At 32.0% G+C, this 16952-nt stretch carries 18 protein-coding genes, 1 tRNA gene and 1 pseudogene; 11 read left to right on the top strand and 9 right to left on the bottom strand.

What is annotated here, in order from left to right; translation table 11 throughout:
• Positions 1-49: 49 nt before the first annotated feature.
• The 3 genes and pseudogenes from P5P90_RS07275 (at position 50) to P5P90_RS07265 (ending at position 1281) form a co-directional block, all read left to right on the top strand.
• Positions 50-295 (top strand): GIY-YIG nuclease family protein, encoded by a 246-nt coding sequence (locus P5P90_RS07275; protein WP_278034089.1) that lies wholly within the window; start codon positions 50-52, stop codon positions 293-295.
• 1 nt (position 296) lies between these two features.
• A tRNA-Arg gene (locus P5P90_RS07270) sits at positions 297-370 on the top strand.
• Between the two features lie 356 nt (positions 371-726).
• Positions 727-1281, top strand: a pseudogene (locus tag P5P90_RS07265) (zinc-dependent peptidase).
• A gap of 65 nt (positions 1282-1346) precedes the next feature.
• On the opposite strand, the gene rpe reads toward P5P90_RS07265, so the two are convergent.
• The 9 genes from rpe to P5P90_RS07220 all read right to left on the bottom strand — a co-directional run bounded on the left by rpe (position 1347) and on the right by P5P90_RS07220 (position 9848).
• Entirely contained in the window at positions 1347-2009 is a 663-nt protein-coding gene (gene rpe, locus P5P90_RS07260; protein WP_278034088.1) for a ribulose-phosphate 3-epimerase, read from the bottom strand.
• A gap of 132 nt (positions 2010-2141) precedes the next feature.
• Entirely contained in the window at positions 2142-3005 is an 864-nt protein-coding gene (locus P5P90_RS07255; RefSeq protein ID WP_007804760.1) for a sigma-70 family RNA polymerase sigma factor, read from the bottom strand.
• A 204-nt stretch (positions 3006-3209) separates the two neighbouring features.
• A complete protein-coding gene (locus P5P90_RS07250) occupies positions 3210-3443 on the bottom strand; it encodes a hypothetical protein (protein WP_278034087.1) in 234 nt (77 codons plus the stop codon).
• A gap of 112 nt (positions 3444-3555) precedes the next feature.
• Positions 3556-4302 carry a LytR/AlgR family response regulator transcription factor gene (locus tag P5P90_RS07245; RefSeq protein WP_278034086.1) on the bottom strand — a complete coding sequence of 249 codons (747 nt, stop codon included), beginning with the start codon at positions 4300-4302 and terminating at the stop codon, positions 3556-3558.
• Positions 4302-5873 (bottom strand): tetratricopeptide repeat-containing sensor histidine kinase, encoded by a 1572-nt coding sequence (locus P5P90_RS07240; protein WP_278034085.1) that lies wholly within the window; start codon positions 5871-5873, stop codon positions 4302-4304. The genes P5P90_RS07245 and P5P90_RS07240 overlap by 1 nt, the downstream gene beginning before the upstream one ends.
• Positions 5874-6044: 171 nt before the next feature.
• Positions 6045-6437: a hypothetical protein gene (locus P5P90_RS07235; protein WP_278034084.1), complete on the bottom strand. Its 393-nt coding sequence runs from the start codon at positions 6435-6437 to the stop codon at positions 6045-6047.
• A 151-nt stretch (positions 6438-6588) separates the two neighbouring features.
• Positions 6589-8733, bottom strand: coding sequence for a polyribonucleotide nucleotidyltransferase (locus P5P90_RS07230; protein ID WP_278034083.1), 2145 nt, complete (start codon positions 8731-8733; stop codon positions 6589-6591).
• 278 nt (positions 8734-9011) lie between these two features.
• A complete protein-coding gene (gene rpsO / locus P5P90_RS07225) occupies positions 9012-9281 on the bottom strand; it encodes a 30S ribosomal protein S15 (RefSeq protein ID WP_026712305.1) in 270 nt (89 codons plus the stop codon).
• Between the two features lie 111 nt (positions 9282-9392).
• Positions 9393-9848: a GAF domain-containing protein gene (locus P5P90_RS07220; RefSeq protein WP_278034082.1), complete on the bottom strand. Its 456-nt coding sequence runs from the start codon at positions 9846-9848 to the stop codon at positions 9393-9395.
• Positions 9849-9925: 77 nt separating this feature from the next.
• On the opposite strand from P5P90_RS07220, the gene xrtF reads away from it, so the two are divergent.
• From xrtF to P5P90_RS07180, 8 genes are all read left to right on the top strand, one after another.
• Positions 9926-10462: an exosortase family protein XrtF gene (gene xrtF, locus P5P90_RS07215; RefSeq protein ID WP_278034081.1), complete on the top strand. Its 537-nt coding sequence runs from the start codon at positions 9926-9928 to the stop codon at positions 10460-10462.
• A complete protein-coding gene (locus P5P90_RS07210) occupies positions 10452-10895 on the top strand; it encodes an exosortase F system-associated membrane protein (protein ID WP_278034080.1) in 444 nt (147 codons plus the stop codon). The genes xrtF and P5P90_RS07210 overlap by 11 nt, the downstream gene beginning before the upstream one ends.
• Positions 10896-10952: 57 nt before the next feature.
• On the top strand, positions 10953-11783 hold the full coding sequence (locus tag P5P90_RS07205; RefSeq protein WP_278034079.1) for a restriction endonuclease: 831 nt from the start codon (positions 10953-10955) through the stop codon (positions 11781-11783).
• Between the two features lie 16 nt (positions 11784-11799).
• Entirely contained in the window at positions 11800-13155 is a 1356-nt protein-coding gene (locus tag P5P90_RS07200) for an MBL fold metallo-hydrolase RNA specificity domain-containing protein (protein ID WP_278034078.1), read from the top strand.
• Between the two features lie 53 nt (positions 13156-13208).
• On the top strand, positions 13209-13610 hold the full coding sequence (locus tag P5P90_RS07195) for an HYC_CC_PP family protein (RefSeq protein ID WP_278034077.1): 402 nt from the start codon (positions 13209-13211) through the stop codon (positions 13608-13610).
• Between the two features lie 98 nt (positions 13611-13708).
• Complete coding sequence (locus P5P90_RS07190) at positions 13709-15718, top strand: TonB-dependent receptor plug domain-containing protein (protein ID WP_278034076.1); 2010 nt, start codon at positions 13709-13711, stop codon at positions 15716-15718.
• Positions 15719-15734: 16 nt separating this feature from the next.
• Entirely contained in the window at positions 15735-16079 is a 345-nt protein-coding gene (locus P5P90_RS07185; RefSeq protein ID WP_278034075.1) for a heavy-metal-associated domain-containing protein, read from the top strand.
• A gap of 138 nt (positions 16080-16217) precedes the next feature.
• Positions 16218-16907: a DedA family protein gene (locus P5P90_RS07180; RefSeq protein WP_278034074.1), complete on the top strand. Its 690-nt coding sequence runs from the start codon at positions 16218-16220 to the stop codon at positions 16905-16907.
• The last annotated feature ends 45 nt before the right edge of the window (positions 16908-16952 follow it).

Below are 16952 nucleotides of genomic sequence, written 5' to 3'. Positions count from 1 at the left end.
CTGGATACCTGTCTGCCGACAGGCAGGGAATATCAGATTTCAACAATAAATGGGGTATTTTGTATATGTTTTAGAAAGTGAAGTTGATGGTAGGCTATATAAAGGGCATACGTCTGATATTGATAAAAGGATAATAGAACATAATTCAGGTAAAACTAAATCTACTAAAGGATATAAGCCGTGGAGATTAGTTTATTTTGAAGAATTTGATACAAGAGAAGAAGCTGTTCTTCGTGAAAAATATTTGAAGACAGGAAGTGGAAGAGAGTTTTTAAAAGAAAAATTAATAAAATAATGGCTGCGTAGTTCAACTGGATAGAATATCAGATTTCGGCTCTGAGGGTTGGGGGTTCGAACCCCTCCGCGGTCACATTTTTAGCAACAAAAGGAAAGATCCTCTTTTTGTTGCTTTTTTATTTTTAAAAAGATAAATTTATAAACCCAATCTGTAAAGCTTAACTTATGGCTGCTGTTTTTCAGGCTCTAACAATGTTATTGTTAGTAGCTTTGTTAGTTATTTTTGTTTTTAAATTTATTATTGAACCTACTTATGTGGTGTTTTTTAATAAACCGCTGTATATTCATTATTATTTTCGTGTACGAAAACTAAATGCTGACCAAAGTAGTTTTTTGGAAAGTAATTTTTCTTTTTATAAAAAGCTGCCTTCTAAAAAAAAGAATAACTTCAATCATCGTGTAGCTTCATTTATTGCTAAATATTAATTTATCGGTCAAGGAGGATTTGAGGTGACAGAGGAAGTGAAATTACTCTTGGCGGCTACTTATGTCATGTTGACTTTTGGAATGCGTCATTATCGAATTAATAACTTTGATAAAATTATTATTTATTGCGAAAGTTATTATTCGGTAATAACTAAGCAATATCATAAAGGAGAATTCAATCCTGCCTTAAAAGCACTGGTGTTTTCCTGGAAGGATTTTGAGGAAGGTTTGAAATGTGAGAATGACAATTTAAATCTAGGATTACATGAGTTTTCTCACGCACTCTATTTTCATGGTCTAAAAGGAAGAGATCAGAGTAGTGTTGTTTTTTCCGATTCTTATGATAAAATTATTGATTATCTAAAAAGACCTGATGTGTTGAAAGGACTTGTTGAATCTAATTATTTTCGGATTTAAGCATATACAAATCAAGCTTCATTTATTGCTGTTGTTTTAGAGCATTTTTTTGAAACTCCTTTGCGATTTAAGGAAGAACATCCCGAACTTTTTACTATTGTGGCTGAAATGATAAATATAAAAGAGGAATATTTTGCTTAAAAAAAACACCCTGAAAGAATATTACTTTCAGGGTGTTTTTAGATTTATAACTTGAAATATATGTTTTATATTTTAGTGATTTTCTTTAAATCAGCTACAGTGGCAATTGGATCAGCAGCGCCAAAAACATAACTTCCGGCCACCAGAACATCAGCTCCGGCTTCTACTAATTTAGCAGCATTTTTGTTAGTAACTCCACCGTCAATTTCGATAATTGTGGAAGCTCCTTTTTTATCAATCAACGCTTTTAGTTTTTGAACTTTTGCATAAGTATTTTCAATGAATGATTGTCCTCCAAAACCAGGATTCACACTCATAATCAAAACCATGTCGATATCGTTAATCACATCTTCCAGTAAGTCAACGCTGGTGTGCGGATTTAATGAAACTCCGGCTTTCATACCTTCTGCTTTGATAGCCTGAATAGTTCGGTGTAAATGTGGACAGGCTTCAATGTGAACCGTAAGAATATCAGCTCCCAGTTTTTTAAAAGTTGAGATGTATTTGTCTGGTTCTACAATCATCAGGTGAACGTCGATAGTTTTTGTAGCATGTCTTTTAATGGCTTCTAAAACAGGCATTCCAAAAGAAATATTTGGAACAAAAACGCCGTCCATGATGTCAATGTGAAACCAGTCAGCCTCACTAGCATTAATCATTTCGATATCGCGTTGTAGATTAGCAAAATCAGCGGCTAATACTGATGGAGCAATAAGTGTGTTTTTCATTTTAGTTGTGTTGTGTTTGTTTTTTTGCAAAGGTACAAAATCAAATTTCTTTTTATAGAACCATTTGATTGGCTTTGTTGGATTGTATAAAAAAACTCCGGTTTTTATCGGAGTTTTTGGTGTTTAAAAGGATTAACCTAAGTATGTTTTTAAGATTTTACTTCTAGAAGTGTGTTTTAATCTGCGGATAGCTTTTTCTTTAATTTGGCGTACACGTTCGCGTGTTAGGTCAAAAGTTTCGCCAATTTCTTCTAAAGTCATTGGGTGTTGATCACCAAGTCCAAAGTATAAACGAACTACATCTGCCTCACGAGGTGTTAAGGTTTCTAATGAACGCTCGATTTCAGTACGTAAAGATTCGTGGATTAATTCTCTATCAGGATTTGGAGATTCACCAGAGCGCAATACATCATAAAGGTTAGAATCTTCTCCTTCAACAAGAGGTGCATCCATTGATAAGTGACGGCCGGAGTTTTTCATAGACTCTTTTACGTCATTTACAGTCATATCCAGTTCTTTTGCAATTTCTTCAGCAGAAGGCGGACGCTCATTAGATTGTTCTAATAATGCATACATCTTGTTGATTTTATTGATAGATCCAATTTTATTTAAAGGTAAACGTACGATACGAGATTGTTCTGCTAATGCTTGTAAGATAGATTGACGAATCCACCATACAGCATAAGAAATGAATTTAAAACCACGAGTTTCGTCAAAACGTTGAGCCGCTTTAATCAAACCTAAATTTCCTTCATTAATCAAATCTGGAAGTGTTAAACCTTGGTTTTGGTATTGTTTGGCTACTGAAACCACGAAACGTAAATTCGCTTTAGTTAATTTTTCAAGAGCTCTTTGATCTCCAGCTTTGATTCGTTGCGCTAATTCTACTTCTTCGTCAGCAGTAATAAGATCAACTTTACCTATTTCTTGTAAATATTTGTCTAATGATGCGGTTTCACGATTAGTAACCTGCTTGGTAATTTTAAGTTGTCTCATGTTATTGTCTCCTCAAATTTTAATGTGTACAAATACTTATACGCATGGAGTTGTGAATATGTTACAAAAATTACATTAAAATTTTTAAAAAAATGAAATATTGGTCCTAAAATAATTAAATGAAAATCCTATAGCCATAATAGTACAGTTTTAATTCCTTGTTTTCAAACGTTTACTATCAGGAGCTATAGTTTTTCTTTAAAATTAGTTGTATAGGTTATCTTCGTCATCCGTGTTGATTATTTTGTCAATTAGATTTTTTGCGAATTTAATTAGTATCAATAGGCCTAAAATATAAATGAATTTTATTTTATCATAATCTCCCATGTCATTTAGCATTAAGAACAAGCAAAGGATGATTATGGTTAAAGAAAAAAAGATTCCTACCCAAGGATTATTTTTTAATTTTCTATTCAGTAATTGGAGTATTTTTTTCATCTTGACGTTTTATTTTTGATAAAACTAATTGAATTGAATACCTGAATTTTAAAAATTGTTATGAGTGGGTATTTTTATGTCATAAATTGACTTTTATGAGTAGTTGTTTTTTTTAAGATATGATATTCATCTTTTTCAAGAAATCTTTGTAGGTGTCACTCAAATTTATTTTATGATTTCCTTTTACTATAATAAGATTATCGGCTAGTATAATTTCTTCTATTTTATCGATATTGATAATGAAATTTCGGTGGGTTTGGATAAATTTGTTTTTGTCTAGTAGTTCTAATATTTTAGTTAGAGAAATCTGAATTACAAATTTTTCTTTTTCGGTAATAATATTGCAATAGCGATTTTCGACCTCGATATATAAGATATCGGTTAGAGCCACTTTTTTTAATGATTTTTTCTTTTTTATAAAGAGATATTCTTGGCTAATTACAGTGTCTTGTTCTTCACTCAAAAAAATATTAGGTTGGGCATAGAATTTTTCAACAGCCATTTCTATTGCATATAGGATTTCAAGTTCATTGAAAGGCTTCATTAAGAAACTAAATGGTTTGGTTAATTTAGCTCTTTCAAAAATTTGGCGGTCTTGTGAACTGGTTAAAAAAACAAAAGGTTTAGCCGCATTTGGAATGATATTAATGGTTTCTGCAAAGGTTATCCCTTCTGGTTTGCCATCCAGAAACACATCAATTATAATGATATCAATAGTGTTTTTATAAAATAAATCTAAAGCTTCAGTGTAAGTAGGGGCAATGCCTATCACATTATAATTGTTAGCTACTAATACTTTAGATAAAGCATCGCTTTGAGCTGGGGTGTCTTCTATGATGAGAACATTTATTTGATCCATTATGCTTTTATTTTAGGTAACAAAAGTATCATTTTTGTTCCTTTATTCAATTCACTTTCTATGGTTAGTGAACCTCCATTTTTCTTAACCATTTGTTTGCACAATTGCATACCTAAACCAGTTCCTATTATTTCGGAGTTTTTTTCTTTAGCCAATAGTTCACTATCGCTCAGTAATTCGCTAATGGTATTGGCGCTCATTCCGATACCGTTGTCTTCAATTATACAACGACAAAAGTTTGTTTCAGTATCTTCGGTGTATATTTTTATTAAACCTTTTTCATTCGAAAATTTAATGGCATTATCGAGTAAATTTCTAAGAATAATTTTGAGCGAATCCAAATCTACGTTGATGAAATTGTTTTTAGAAACCCTGTTTTCAAACACAATGGCTTTGTCTGATAGCAAGGCTTTGTAGTTGTATTCAATTTGTTGTACGATAGAATACAAATGCACAGATTCTTTATGAAAATACAATTGTTTGGTTTGTAATAAGGCCCAGTGTAATAGGTTGTCAAGCAAACTATAAGCTCCGTTAGCTATACCACTATTGGTATGTAGGAGTTGGTCTAGTTCATTGTAGTTTTTATTTTCTAAAGATTCTATTAGTTTGGAATTACTCGTTTTTAAAGCATTGACAGAAGAGCGTAAATCATGACTGACAATAGAAAATAATTGATCTTTAGTGGTATTAAGTTCGTTGAGTTTGTTTTTTTGTAAAAGGATAATTTTTTCGTTTTTTATTTTTTGTGCATAAAGATAAGTTCCAATTAATATGAGAATTAATAAAATTATTGAGGAATACAAAAATACGTTTCTTTGGGTGGCTTTTAGTTCGTTTTCTACTTTAAGAACTTTAATTTGTTTTTGCTTTTGAGCGACAGCAAATTTTTTCTCAAAATCAGCAACAGCCCATATTTTGTTTTGATTGTTGAGGGAATCTTTCCATTGTTCTGATTCTTTTCTATATACTAAAGCTTGTTTGTAGTTGCCTCTGTATTCTTCGACAACAGACATGTTTTTTACAGCAATTGCTTTTTTTTCAAAGTCATTAATATTTTGAGTTACGAAATATGCTTTTTTGAAATAATTATAAGCTAGTTGATTTTTGTCTTGCATGAAATATAAATTAGCAACCATCGTGTAAGCTGAATAGATTCCTTCAATATTTTTTTCTTTTTTTCTTAACGCTAAATTTTTATGAAGATATTCTTGAGCTTTTTTCATTTGATTAAGAAATAGATATGTTAAGCCTAACCCTTCATATATATCAATATTACTATATAAAACATTTACTATTTTTGGTAATTTTTCTACTTTTTTATAGTATATAAGTGCTTGTTCAAATTCTCTTAATTCTAAAGAAGCCTTTCCTAACATTATGTTTTTTAAAGGATAGATTTCTTTGGCATCGGACATTAATAGCGATTCTTTTTTACTTTCTTTATAGAGGCTTTTATTATAGAAAGCGTTACTTCTAAAATAATGGCAATAATCAGCTAATTCTTTATTATTATCTGTGTTTATTTGTTTCATTGAATATACCAAAGTAGAATCCCAATTCTTTTGCATGAAAAAGAATTGGGCTTTTCTGAAGTTGGTTTTAGATTTAAATTTTATTGCTTTTTTTTCAAAAAAATATTTTACAGTTGTATTGGAATATGGTTTTCCCTGTGTAAAAGAAACAAGTGAAAAAAGCAATAGAAAAGAAATAAAAAAATGTTTTTTTGAACATTAATTCAATTATATTTTTGTTGTGGTTCCCTTAGAAGTTTCTGGATCAATATCTTTTAAATACGATGTAATACTTGTTATTTCTGTTAAGTTGTCAGAGGAGTAATCCAACTCCATATACCAAACATTTAAACTTACTGGTTTTTCTTCTTGATAGTTGTAATCAAAATACAATTGCAATGAATTGTCAATTTCTTCTGGATTAGGTTCTACCCAAGGTAATTCTTTATCGGCAGCATCAATGTAAAGTGTGACTCTGATTTTTAAAATTTGGTCGCCATTTGCCGGAGTGAATAAATTGGTAGATACTAAAGGTGATAATGGATAACTGGCCTCATTTGCATTTGAAATAATAAAAGGCACTTGGTTTATTTGTGAGATTTGAACAACTTTTAAAGGCATAGTGAGTATTTTTTAAGATTAAAAACAATAAAGATATGTTTTTTATGAGAATTATAGCTAAAAAAATAATTGTCACTTTTTAATCAAAAAAAACCCGTTCGTCAGGGCGAACGGGTTTCCTATAATAAACCTTTAGTAAACTAAGATCTGATTACTCTTGTTTAGCCTCACGTGGAGGACGAGGTACAAGTGCTTTTTTAGACACTTTCTCTTTTTTAGTTTTAGGGTCGATTCCTAAGTATTTTACTTGGAATACATCGCCCATTTTAACTACATCAGCAACGTTTTCGGTACGTTCCCAAGCCAACTCAGATACGTGTAATAAAACTTCGTTTCCTGGAGCAGCAGTATATTCTACAACAGCACCAAAATCTAACATTTTAACTACTTTTACTTCGTAGGCTTCACCCATTTGAGGTTTGAAAGTGATGGAGTCAATTTTAGCTAATACCGCTTTAATTCCAGCAGGATCAGTTCCTAAAATTTCAACTACACCTTGTTCGTCTACTTCGTTAATAACGATAGTTGTACCTGTTGCTTTTTGTAAATCTTGAATCACTTTTCCACCAGGTCCTATTAATGCTCCAATGTAACTTCCAGGGATAGTTCTAGTGATGATTTTAGGAGCATGAGCCTTAACATCTTCTCTAGGAGCAGCGATAGTTTCAGTTAATTTTCCTAAAATGTGTAAACGTCCATCACGAGCTTGAGCTAAAGCTTGTTCCATAATGTCATAACGCAATCCTTCGATTTTGATGTCCATTTGGCAAGCCGTAATACCGTCTGCAGTTCCGGTTACTTTAAAGTCCATATCTCCTAAGTGATCTTCATCTCCTAAGATATCTGATAATACTGCGAATTTTTCTCCGTCAGTGATTAATCCCATTGCAATTCCAGAAACTGGTTTAACCATTCGAACTCCAGCATCCATTAATGCCATTGTTCCTGCACATACGGTAGCCATAGAAGATGAACCATTCGATTCTAATACTTCAGAAACCACACGGATGGTGTAAGGGCAATCTGCAGGGATCATATTTTTTAAAGCACGTTGTGCTAAGTTTCCGTGTCCTACTTCTCTTCTTGAAGTTCCTCTTAAAGGTTTAGCTTCACCAGTTGAGAATGGAGGGAAATTGTAATGTAAATAGAATTTTTCTTCGCCTTGTTCAGATGGAGAGTCAATTTGGTTAGCTTCTCTTGAAGTTCCAAGAGTAACAGTGGCTAAAGCCTGAGTTTCTCCACGTGTAAATAAAGAAGAACCGTGAACTGATGGTAAGTAATCCGTTTCACACCAGATTGGTCTGATTTCTGTTGTCTTTCTACCGTCTAAACGAAGTCCTTTTTCAAGGATTACGTTACGAACCGCTTCTTTATTTGTTTTGTAGAAATATTTACCAACTAATCCTGCTAAGTCAGCATTTTCAGCATATTCTTCTTCTGTAAATAGAGCTTTTGCTTCTTCTTTTACAGCAGCAAATTTTTCTCCTCTTTCGCTTTTTCCTGAAGCTTCCTGAGCAATTGCATAGCATTTGTCATAAGCGGCCGCTTTTACTTTTGCGTAAACTGCTTCGTCTTCTACTTCACCTTCGTAAGTTCTGTATTCAGGATTTCCTAATGTAGCTCTTAAACGTTGTTGCGCAAGAATTTGAACTTTGATCGCTTCGTGAGCAAATTTAATTGCTTCAATCATTTCGGCTTCTGAAATCTCTTTCATTTCACCTTCTACCATCGCAACAGAATCCATAGAAGCCCCAATCATCATATCGATGTCTGATTTTTCTAATTCTGCTCTGCTAGGGTTGATAACCAATTTACCATCAATACGTGCAACACGTACTTCAGAAATTAAATTGTAAAATGGAATATCAGATACAGCTAATGCTGCTGATGCTGCTAATCCAGCTAAAGCGTCTGGCATAACGTTGTCGTCATGAGACATTAACTGAATCATTACCTGAGTTTCAGCGTGGTAATCATCTGGGAAAAGTGGACGTAATACACGGTCAACTAAACGCATTGTTAATACTTCGCTGTCGCTTGGACGTGCTTCTCTTTTGAAGAAACCTCCAGGGAAACGACCTGCTGCAGCAAATTTTTCACGGTAATCTACCGTTAATGGTAAAAAGTCAACACCTGGGTTAGCAGTTCTTGCAGATACTGCAGTTGCAAGCAACATACAGTTTCCTAAACGCACTACTACTGAACCGTCAGCTTGTTTGGCTAATTTACCAGTTTCGATTGAGATGCTTCTTCCATCTCCTAAATCGATAATTTCTTGTTTTACTTGTGGAATCATAAATTTTCCTTTGTTTTGGTTATACTACGGACGATAGTTGTGTTGTTGTAGTTGTTGTGTCCAATGAAAAACCAAACTTTTTTTTATTGTTTGAACCTTAAAAATATTAAATAAACGATTAAGGTTTTTTATTTACAATTAAGCAATTTAGTTTTATTAAGTTTTTTAAATCTTAACTTTCTTAATTTCTTAATGGTTTTAAAATAATTCTGGATGAGAATTATTGAAATATTTTAAAAAACAAAAAGAGGTACTTGCGCACCTCTTTTTTGTATTGATTATTTTCTGATACCCAATACTTTGATGATTTCACGATATCTGTTGATATCTTTCTTTTTCAAGTAGTCAAGTAAAGATCTTCTTTTACCTACTAATTTCACTAGTGAACGCTCAGTGTTGTAATCGTGACGATTTCTTTTTAAGTGCTCAGTCAAGTGGTTGATTCTGAATGAGAACAAAGCGATTTGTCCTTCTGCAGAACCAGTGTTTTCTGCTTTTCCTCCGTGTTGAGCGAAAATTTCCGCTTTTCCTTCTTTAGTTAAATACATGCTAATATTATTTAAATGATTTTTATGTATGTCGTACATTTATTGTAAGACGGCAGCAAAAGTAATACTTTATTTTGAATCGGCAATATTTGCTGTTGTTAATTTAACTTTTTAAAATAATTGGGCTACTTGTTGATTTACAAATTCTAAGAAACGTTCATCTTCAGATGTAAAAGGATCTATTTCATGGCTGTCAATGTCGATTTGTCCTATGTTTATTCCGTTTACAAATAAAGGAACCACAATTTCTGATTTTACGGTAAAACTACAGGCGATGTAATTGTCCTGTGCTGAGACATCCGGAACAACAAAGTTATTGTTAGAAACTGCAACTTGACCGCAAATCCCTTTTCCAAAAGGGATAACCGTATGGTCAGTTGGTGCGCCTACGTAAGGACCTAAATGTAGTGTTTGTGTTTCATGATTGGCAAAATAGAACCCTACCCAGTTATAATAGGGTACATTTTGATTTAATAATTCACAAATAGCTAAAAGTTTTTCGTCTCTTTTAAGCGTTTTGTTTTCAATAATTGAAATTATATTAGAATGTAGTTTTGAAAAATCCATTTTTTAGTTTTTGATTTTGACAAAAGTATTTCAAAATAGCATTTGAAAAAGTTATAATTTTGATAAAAATCATAAACTTGAAAAAATACCTCATTCTATATCGTCCCTTTTTGATTTTTTTGACCAAGTTTTTCTTGACTTATCTGGTTTTAACATTGGTTTATCAAGCCTATTTGTCTAGTTATGATGTAAATTCTGTAGATTTTATTACTCGTTTTGTTGCTTATAATACCGAACAATTACTTCGGTTTTTTAAAGTTGATTTTTTGGTTCTAAATACTCCTAAAAAAGCTTTAATTTTATTGGAATACAATCAGTTAGTGGTTGCTAAAATGATTGAAGGGTGTAATTCTGTAAGTGTAATTATCTTATTTGTTTCATTTATTGTTGCTTTTTCGGGTAAATTAAAACCAACTTTGTTGTATGTTTTAGGAGGAAGTATTTTTATTTATGCTCTAAATGTGGTTCGAATTGCATTATTGTGTTCTGCTTTGTATTGGTTGCCTCAACATAAAACTATTTTGCATGATGTTGTTTTTCCTCTTTTTATTTATGGGGTAGTTTTTGTTTTGTGGGTAGTTTGGGTCAATAAATTTTCTTTGTATGCAAAATAAATATTTTCCAATAGTAGTAAGGTTGTTTGTTGCTTTCAGCTTATTGCTTTGTTTTGTTTTGGTACGATTTTATGAAAATATCCTGTTTTATGATCCGTTCTTGGACTATTTTAAAAGCGATTTTAATAATTTACCATTGCCCGAGTTTGATACTGTTAAGTTAATTCTAAATTTATTGTTTCGATATAGTTTGAATACGGGAATTTCATTAGGATTAATTTATGTTATTTTCAAAGATCGAATGATGATTCGGTTTTCGGTTTTTTTATATTCAATAGCCTTCGTTTTGTTACTGATAACAATGTTTTTAGTTATCCATATTTATGGTTCTGAAAATAATTTACTGCTTTTTTATGTTCGAAGGTTTCTGATTCAGCCTATTTTTGTTTTACTTTTTATTCCTGGATTTTATTTTCAAAAGCGAAATTCTTAATTTAATTGTGTAACTTTAAGTAAGTTATTGGATTGGTTAATAAGAAATTATAGCGATATGAAAATAGTTAAGCATTCAGGTGCAGTAGTCAATTTTAATCCGGATAAACTTATAAGCTCTCTTTTGAAATCAGGTGCAGATGTATTTACAGCTGAATCCATTATGAAAGAAATTAGTAATGAGATTTACGATGGTATTTCGACTAAAAATATTTACAAGAAAGCATTTGCTCTTTTAAAAAAACATACTAATTCGCATGCTGCCCGATACAATCTTAGAGCAGCAATAGAAATGTTAGGTCCAGAAGGATTTTATTTTGAAAAATATATTGCCCGACTTTTTGAAGCTGAAAAGTATGAAACCAAGACTAATGTAGTTTTACAAGGCAATTGTGTGATGCATGAGGTGGATATATTGATAAAAAAGAACAATGTAGTTTCGATGGTAGAATGTAAATTTCATGGAGGTAGAGAAGCAGCATCTGATGTAAAAGTGCCCTTGTATGTTTTTTCTCGATTTAATGATTTAAGGCATAAAGGTTTTACTTTATTTTCAACTAAAGAAAAAATTTCCAATTGTTGGATTGTAACCAATACTCGCTTTACAGCCGATGCAATTGCTTTTGCGGAGTGTTCTGGGATTAATTTGTTGAGTTGGGATTATCCAGAAAAACGAAGTTTAAAATCCAGAAATAACCACGATTGTTTGTATCCTGTTACTTGTTTGACAACATTAACCAAGGCTGAAAAAGAAAAATTATTATTACTAGATATTATACTAGTCAAGGAATTGATAGGGAATAAATTGGGTTTAAAAGAAATAGGAATTAGTTCTGGACGAATTAACAATGTGTTGAAAGAAGTTGCCGATTTGTGTAAATGTTATTAATGAAAAAAATCGCATTATGAAAATTAAATTTATAGGAGCCGCTGGGACTGTAACAGGTTCTAAAACTTTAGTTGAAACTGATGAAGTTCGTTTTTTAGTCGATTGTGGATTGTTTCAAGGAATTAAACCTTTGCGCGAATTGAATTGGGCACCCATTCCAGTTTTGGCATCAACCATTGACTTCGTTTTATTAACTCATGGACATTTAGATCATTGTGGTTGGTTGCCCAGATTAGTTGAACAAGGATTTACGGGTAAAATTTATTGTACAGCTCCCACCTTAGAAATTACCAAATTAATTTTAATCGATAGTGCCAAAATTCAAGAAGAAGATGCTTTGAAAGCCAATCAGAAAAATTCTTCAAAATATGAAATTGCCGAACCATTGTATACTGTGGATCAGGCTAAAAAAGTATTTCCATTACTCACAGTTGTTGCTCCTGATACGATTTTGAATTTGGGAGGAGGAATAGAAGCTAGATATTTTTTGGCAGGACATATCATAGGGGCCTGTAGTATCAGTGTTCAGGTAGAAGGGAAAACGCTAGTGTTTTCGGGAGATATCGGACGCAATAATGATGTTTTATTGCATCCACCTGTGAAGCCCCAAAAGGCTGATTTGGTTTTTCTAGAAAGCACCTATGGTGATCGATTGCATCCAGATAACGACCCAAAATTAGAATTAGTCACTCATATCAAAGAAACGTACAAAAAAGGAGGAACGGTTATTATTCCAAGTTTTGCTGTAGAAAGGGCTCAAAGTATTATGTTTTTACTTTGGGAATTGAAGAAAGAAGGAAGGTTGCCTACTATTCCTTTTATTGTTGATTCGCCAATGGGAGTAGGGGCTTTTGAAGTTTTTTTTAATAATACCAACTGGCATAAACTAAGTCTTGACGATTGTCGGGAAATGAGTAAAATGTTTGTGATTAATTCTGATTATGAAGAAACTTTAGCAGCGATTAATCATAAAGGACCAAAGGTGGTTATTGCTGCAAGCGGAATGATTACAGGAGGCAGAGTTTTAAGTTATTTAGAAAATTATATAGGGATAGCTGAGACAACAATTTTAATTGTAGGTTATCAAGCAGAAGGAACCCGAGGTAGAAAATTAATTGAAGGAGCGAAGTCTATTAAGATTTTTGGCGAATATTATAAAGTGAGAGCTAAAATTGTTGAAATAAAAGGGTTTTCTGCTCATGGAGATCAAGCTGATTTATTGGATTGGCTATCGGAATTAAAAAACAGACCACAAAAAGTATTTTTAGTTCATGGTGAATCAAACGCTGCAGATGAATTACGAATTAAGATGAGAGAACAATACGGATTTAAATGTTCAATTCCGTTGATGGGGCAGGAGTTTGAATTTTAGTTATTAACATTCTTTTGATTTTTTAGTCCGTTTTATTTTTTTACTTTTGCATCATGAAATTAAGAAAATGCATCGGTATGTTTTTGGCTTTCCTACTATTGGTTTCCAATGTAGGTTTAGCATTTGAGGTGCATTACTGTGGTAACAAGATAGCAGATGTTACTATAAAATCTGCGTATTCTACAGTTGAACATTCAAAAAAATGTTGTGCAATTAAGAAAAAAACACTTTCCTGTTGCTCCAATAAGCTTGTTCATTTTCAAAAAAAATCTGATAATGCTACTGTAAAGACATTCTTTTTTCAAGTAGATGCTCCTTTAATTATTACCGAAAATCCTAGTTTTGTTTTTAATACTGTTTCGAATTTTAAAAACAATTCTACTATTTCCTATCAATGCGATGCAAATGCACCGCCATTGTTTAAATTATACCATCAATTTCTTTTTTACGCCTGATTTAAATGTTTGATAGCCAATCGTTTTTAAACGATTACAACCTCTATTTGTGATTTTTTCTCAAATAGTTTTATTTCAACATTTTAAATCATTTTTTTATGCAAAAAAATATCATGTCTTTGGTACTTTTTTTACTAAGCCTTACCTCATTTTCACAAGAAGATTTGAAGGAAGTAAAATTGGTAAAAAAGAAAAAAGGAATTCAAAAATCGTATACCGTAACTTCAAATACTTCATTGATTACCAGTAAAGAACTGCTTAAAGCAGCTTGTTGTAATTTGGCCGAAAGTTTTGAAACAAATCCGTCAATCGATGTCAATTTTTCGGATGCAATAACAGGAACCAAACAAATAAAAATGTTAGGTTTAACAAGTCCTTATTTGATGATAACAGAGGAAAATATTCCTTCTGTAAGAGGGGCTTCTCAGGCTTATGGCTTGTCTTTTACTCCTGGAACTTGGGTCGAAAGTATTCAAGTGACTAAAGGCGCTGGTAGTGTTGTAAATGGTTTTGAAAGTATTTCGGGGCAAATTAATGCCGAACTTCTAAAGCCTGTTAACGATATTCCTTTTTTTCTTAATCTTTATGGGTCTACTGATTCCCGTTTTGAATTGAATACGCATCTTACGAAACAACTTTCAGATAAGTGGGCAACAAGCTTGTTGTTACACGGAAATGCTAGAGTGACTAAAAACGACATGAATAATGACGGTTTTTTAGATGGACCTTTGGGGAATCAAATTAATATAATGAACCGTTATCAGTATAATAACGCCGAAAAAGGCTTGGTTAGTTTTATTAATTTTAGATACATGAACGATAAAAAGCAAGGTGGAGAAGTTGCTTTTGATAAAGATAGAGACAAAGGAACTACTAATTATTGGGGTTCAGAAGTCAATACAGAACGTTTTGATGTTTCTACTAAGATTGGTTATGTTTTTCCAGAAATGCCTTTTCAAAGTATCGGTTTTCAAAATGCTTTTAATAGTCATAATCAAGAATCGTATTATGGATTGAACTTATATAATATCAAGCAAAATAGTTATTATTCGAATTTAATTTTTAATTCTATCATTGGTAACACGATGAATAAGTTTGCTGCAGGTTTGAACTTTACGTACGATAATTATCAAGAATTTGTAAATACCAACGATTATAGTCGAATTGATAATTCGGTAGGAGCATTTTTTGAGTATACCTATGATAACTTAGATAATTTTAGTTTGATTTTAGGAGGTAGAGTTGATAATCATAATCGATTAGGGACTTTCTTTACGCCAAGATTGCATGCACGTTACAATCCTTGGGAAAAAGCCGTGTTTCGTTTTTCGGCTGGTAGAGGAAAACGGTCAGCAAATGTTTTTGCCGAAAATCAACAATTATTTGCTAGTTCAAGAAGGTTTTCATTTTTAGATACTTCAGGCAAAATTTATGGTTTGAATCCAGAAATAGCTTGGAATTATGGGGTGAGTTTTTCTCAGAAATTCGAATTGTTGAATAGAAATGCCGAAGTTGTCCTAGATGTTTATCGAACTGATTTTTCAAATCAAGCCATTGTTGATGTTATGCAAAGTCCACAAGAAGTTTTGTTTTATAATTTAGATGGGAAATCTTTTGCTAACAGTTTACAATTAGAATTTAACTATGAGTTGATTCGTAATTTAAATGTAAGAACAGCGTATAAATTTTATGATACAAAGACGCAGTATTTGTCTGGAAATTTTCAAAGACCTTTTCAAGCAAAACATCGTTTTTTTAGTAATTTAGAGTACGAAACACCAATTACGGAAAAAGGAAAGCAATGGAAAATGGATTATACATTGAATTGGATTGGTCAACAACAATTGCCTACAACGGCAACCAATCCAGAAGCAGATCGATTGCCTGATTTCTCACCAAGTTATGCTTTAATGAATGCGCAGCTTACTCGTGTTTTTTCAGATACATTTGAAGTTTATGTGGGAGGGGAAAATATTGGTAATTACAAACAAATGAAAGCAGTATTAGGAAATGATGATCCTTTTGGAACTAATTTTGATGCTTCTATGTTATATGCGCCAGTTTTTGGACAAATGTATTATGCTGGATTACGATTTAAAATTAAATAATTTAAAAAAGAGAAAGATGAAAAATAGTATTATCACTTTTGCATTTCTAATCATTGGATTGTCGACACAAGCCCAAGTGAAAAAAAATAAAAATTTAAAATATACAACTGAAGTTAATGGTAGTTGTGAGTTGTGTAAAAAAAGAATTGAAAAAGCCGCTTATGCTGTCCCAGGAGTAAAAACAGCCGATTGGAATATTGGTACACATCAATTATCGGTTATTATGAATGAAGAGAAGTGTAATCCGCTTGATTTGAAAAAAGCAATCGCTAAAGTAGGTCATGATACTGATGAAGTAAAAGCAACAAAGGAGGATTATGAGAATTTGCATTCTTGTTGTAAATACGATAGAAAGGAGTAGTGCTTGAGTAGTTTTTAGGATTCTAATTTTAAGCTTCTATTTTTCGTTAATAAAACTTTAAAACAAATTCAATAAATTGTGGTTGAGGTAAATTATTGTTACTTTCACGCACAAATAGTATCGCTTAAAATTAGAATAATGAATAACTTTGATTGGAAAAATTTAATTGACCCGCTTTTTTACATCCATTTTGATATAAATGGGGTTAAAATGGGTATCTATATAGTATTGTTTATAGTTTTTGCCGAAACAGGATTGTTTGCTGGTTTCTTTTTGCCAGGCGATAGTTTGTTGTTCTTGGCAGGAATTTACAATCGAGAACTAATCGAAAATATTGTATTCATTGAAAGCGATTTTATTAATGTCACTTTGCTTTCAACATTAGTGGCTATTGCTGGTATTTTAGGAAATATCGTAGGTTACTGGTTTGGTGCTAAGAGTGGTTATTATTTGTACAATCGTCAAGATAGTTTTTGGTTTAAAAAACAATACTTAATTCAATCTAAAGATTTCTTTGAAAGGCATGGAGGAAGAGCGATTATTTTTGCTCGATTTCTACCAATTTTTAGAACTTTCGCACCCATTGTAGCTGGAATTGTTACTATGGACAGAAAAAAGTTTATGTTTTATAATGTATTGAGTTCATTTCTTTGGTCATTTACTTTAATTTTTGCAGGACATTATTTGTATGGCTTTTTGTTAAACAATTATCAAATTGATTTAAAAGAACATATTGAGATTATTGTTATTGGATTAGTGTTTGTTACACTTTCCCCAGTTATACTTAAATTGACAAAGAAAACAAAGCATTCAAAAAACGAAGAATAAAATAGTACTTTTAAAAACTAAGTGTATAAAAAAACCGTCTCATTT

Origin of the sequence: Flavobacterium nitratireducens (assembly GCF_029625335.1) — a bacterium.
Lineage (GTDB): Bacteria > Bacteroidota > Bacteroidia > Flavobacteriales > Flavobacteriaceae > Flavobacterium > Flavobacterium nitratireducens.
The sequence above is the reverse complement of the archived record's forward strand: the minus strand, read 5'-3'. Positions and strand labels throughout refer to the sequence as shown.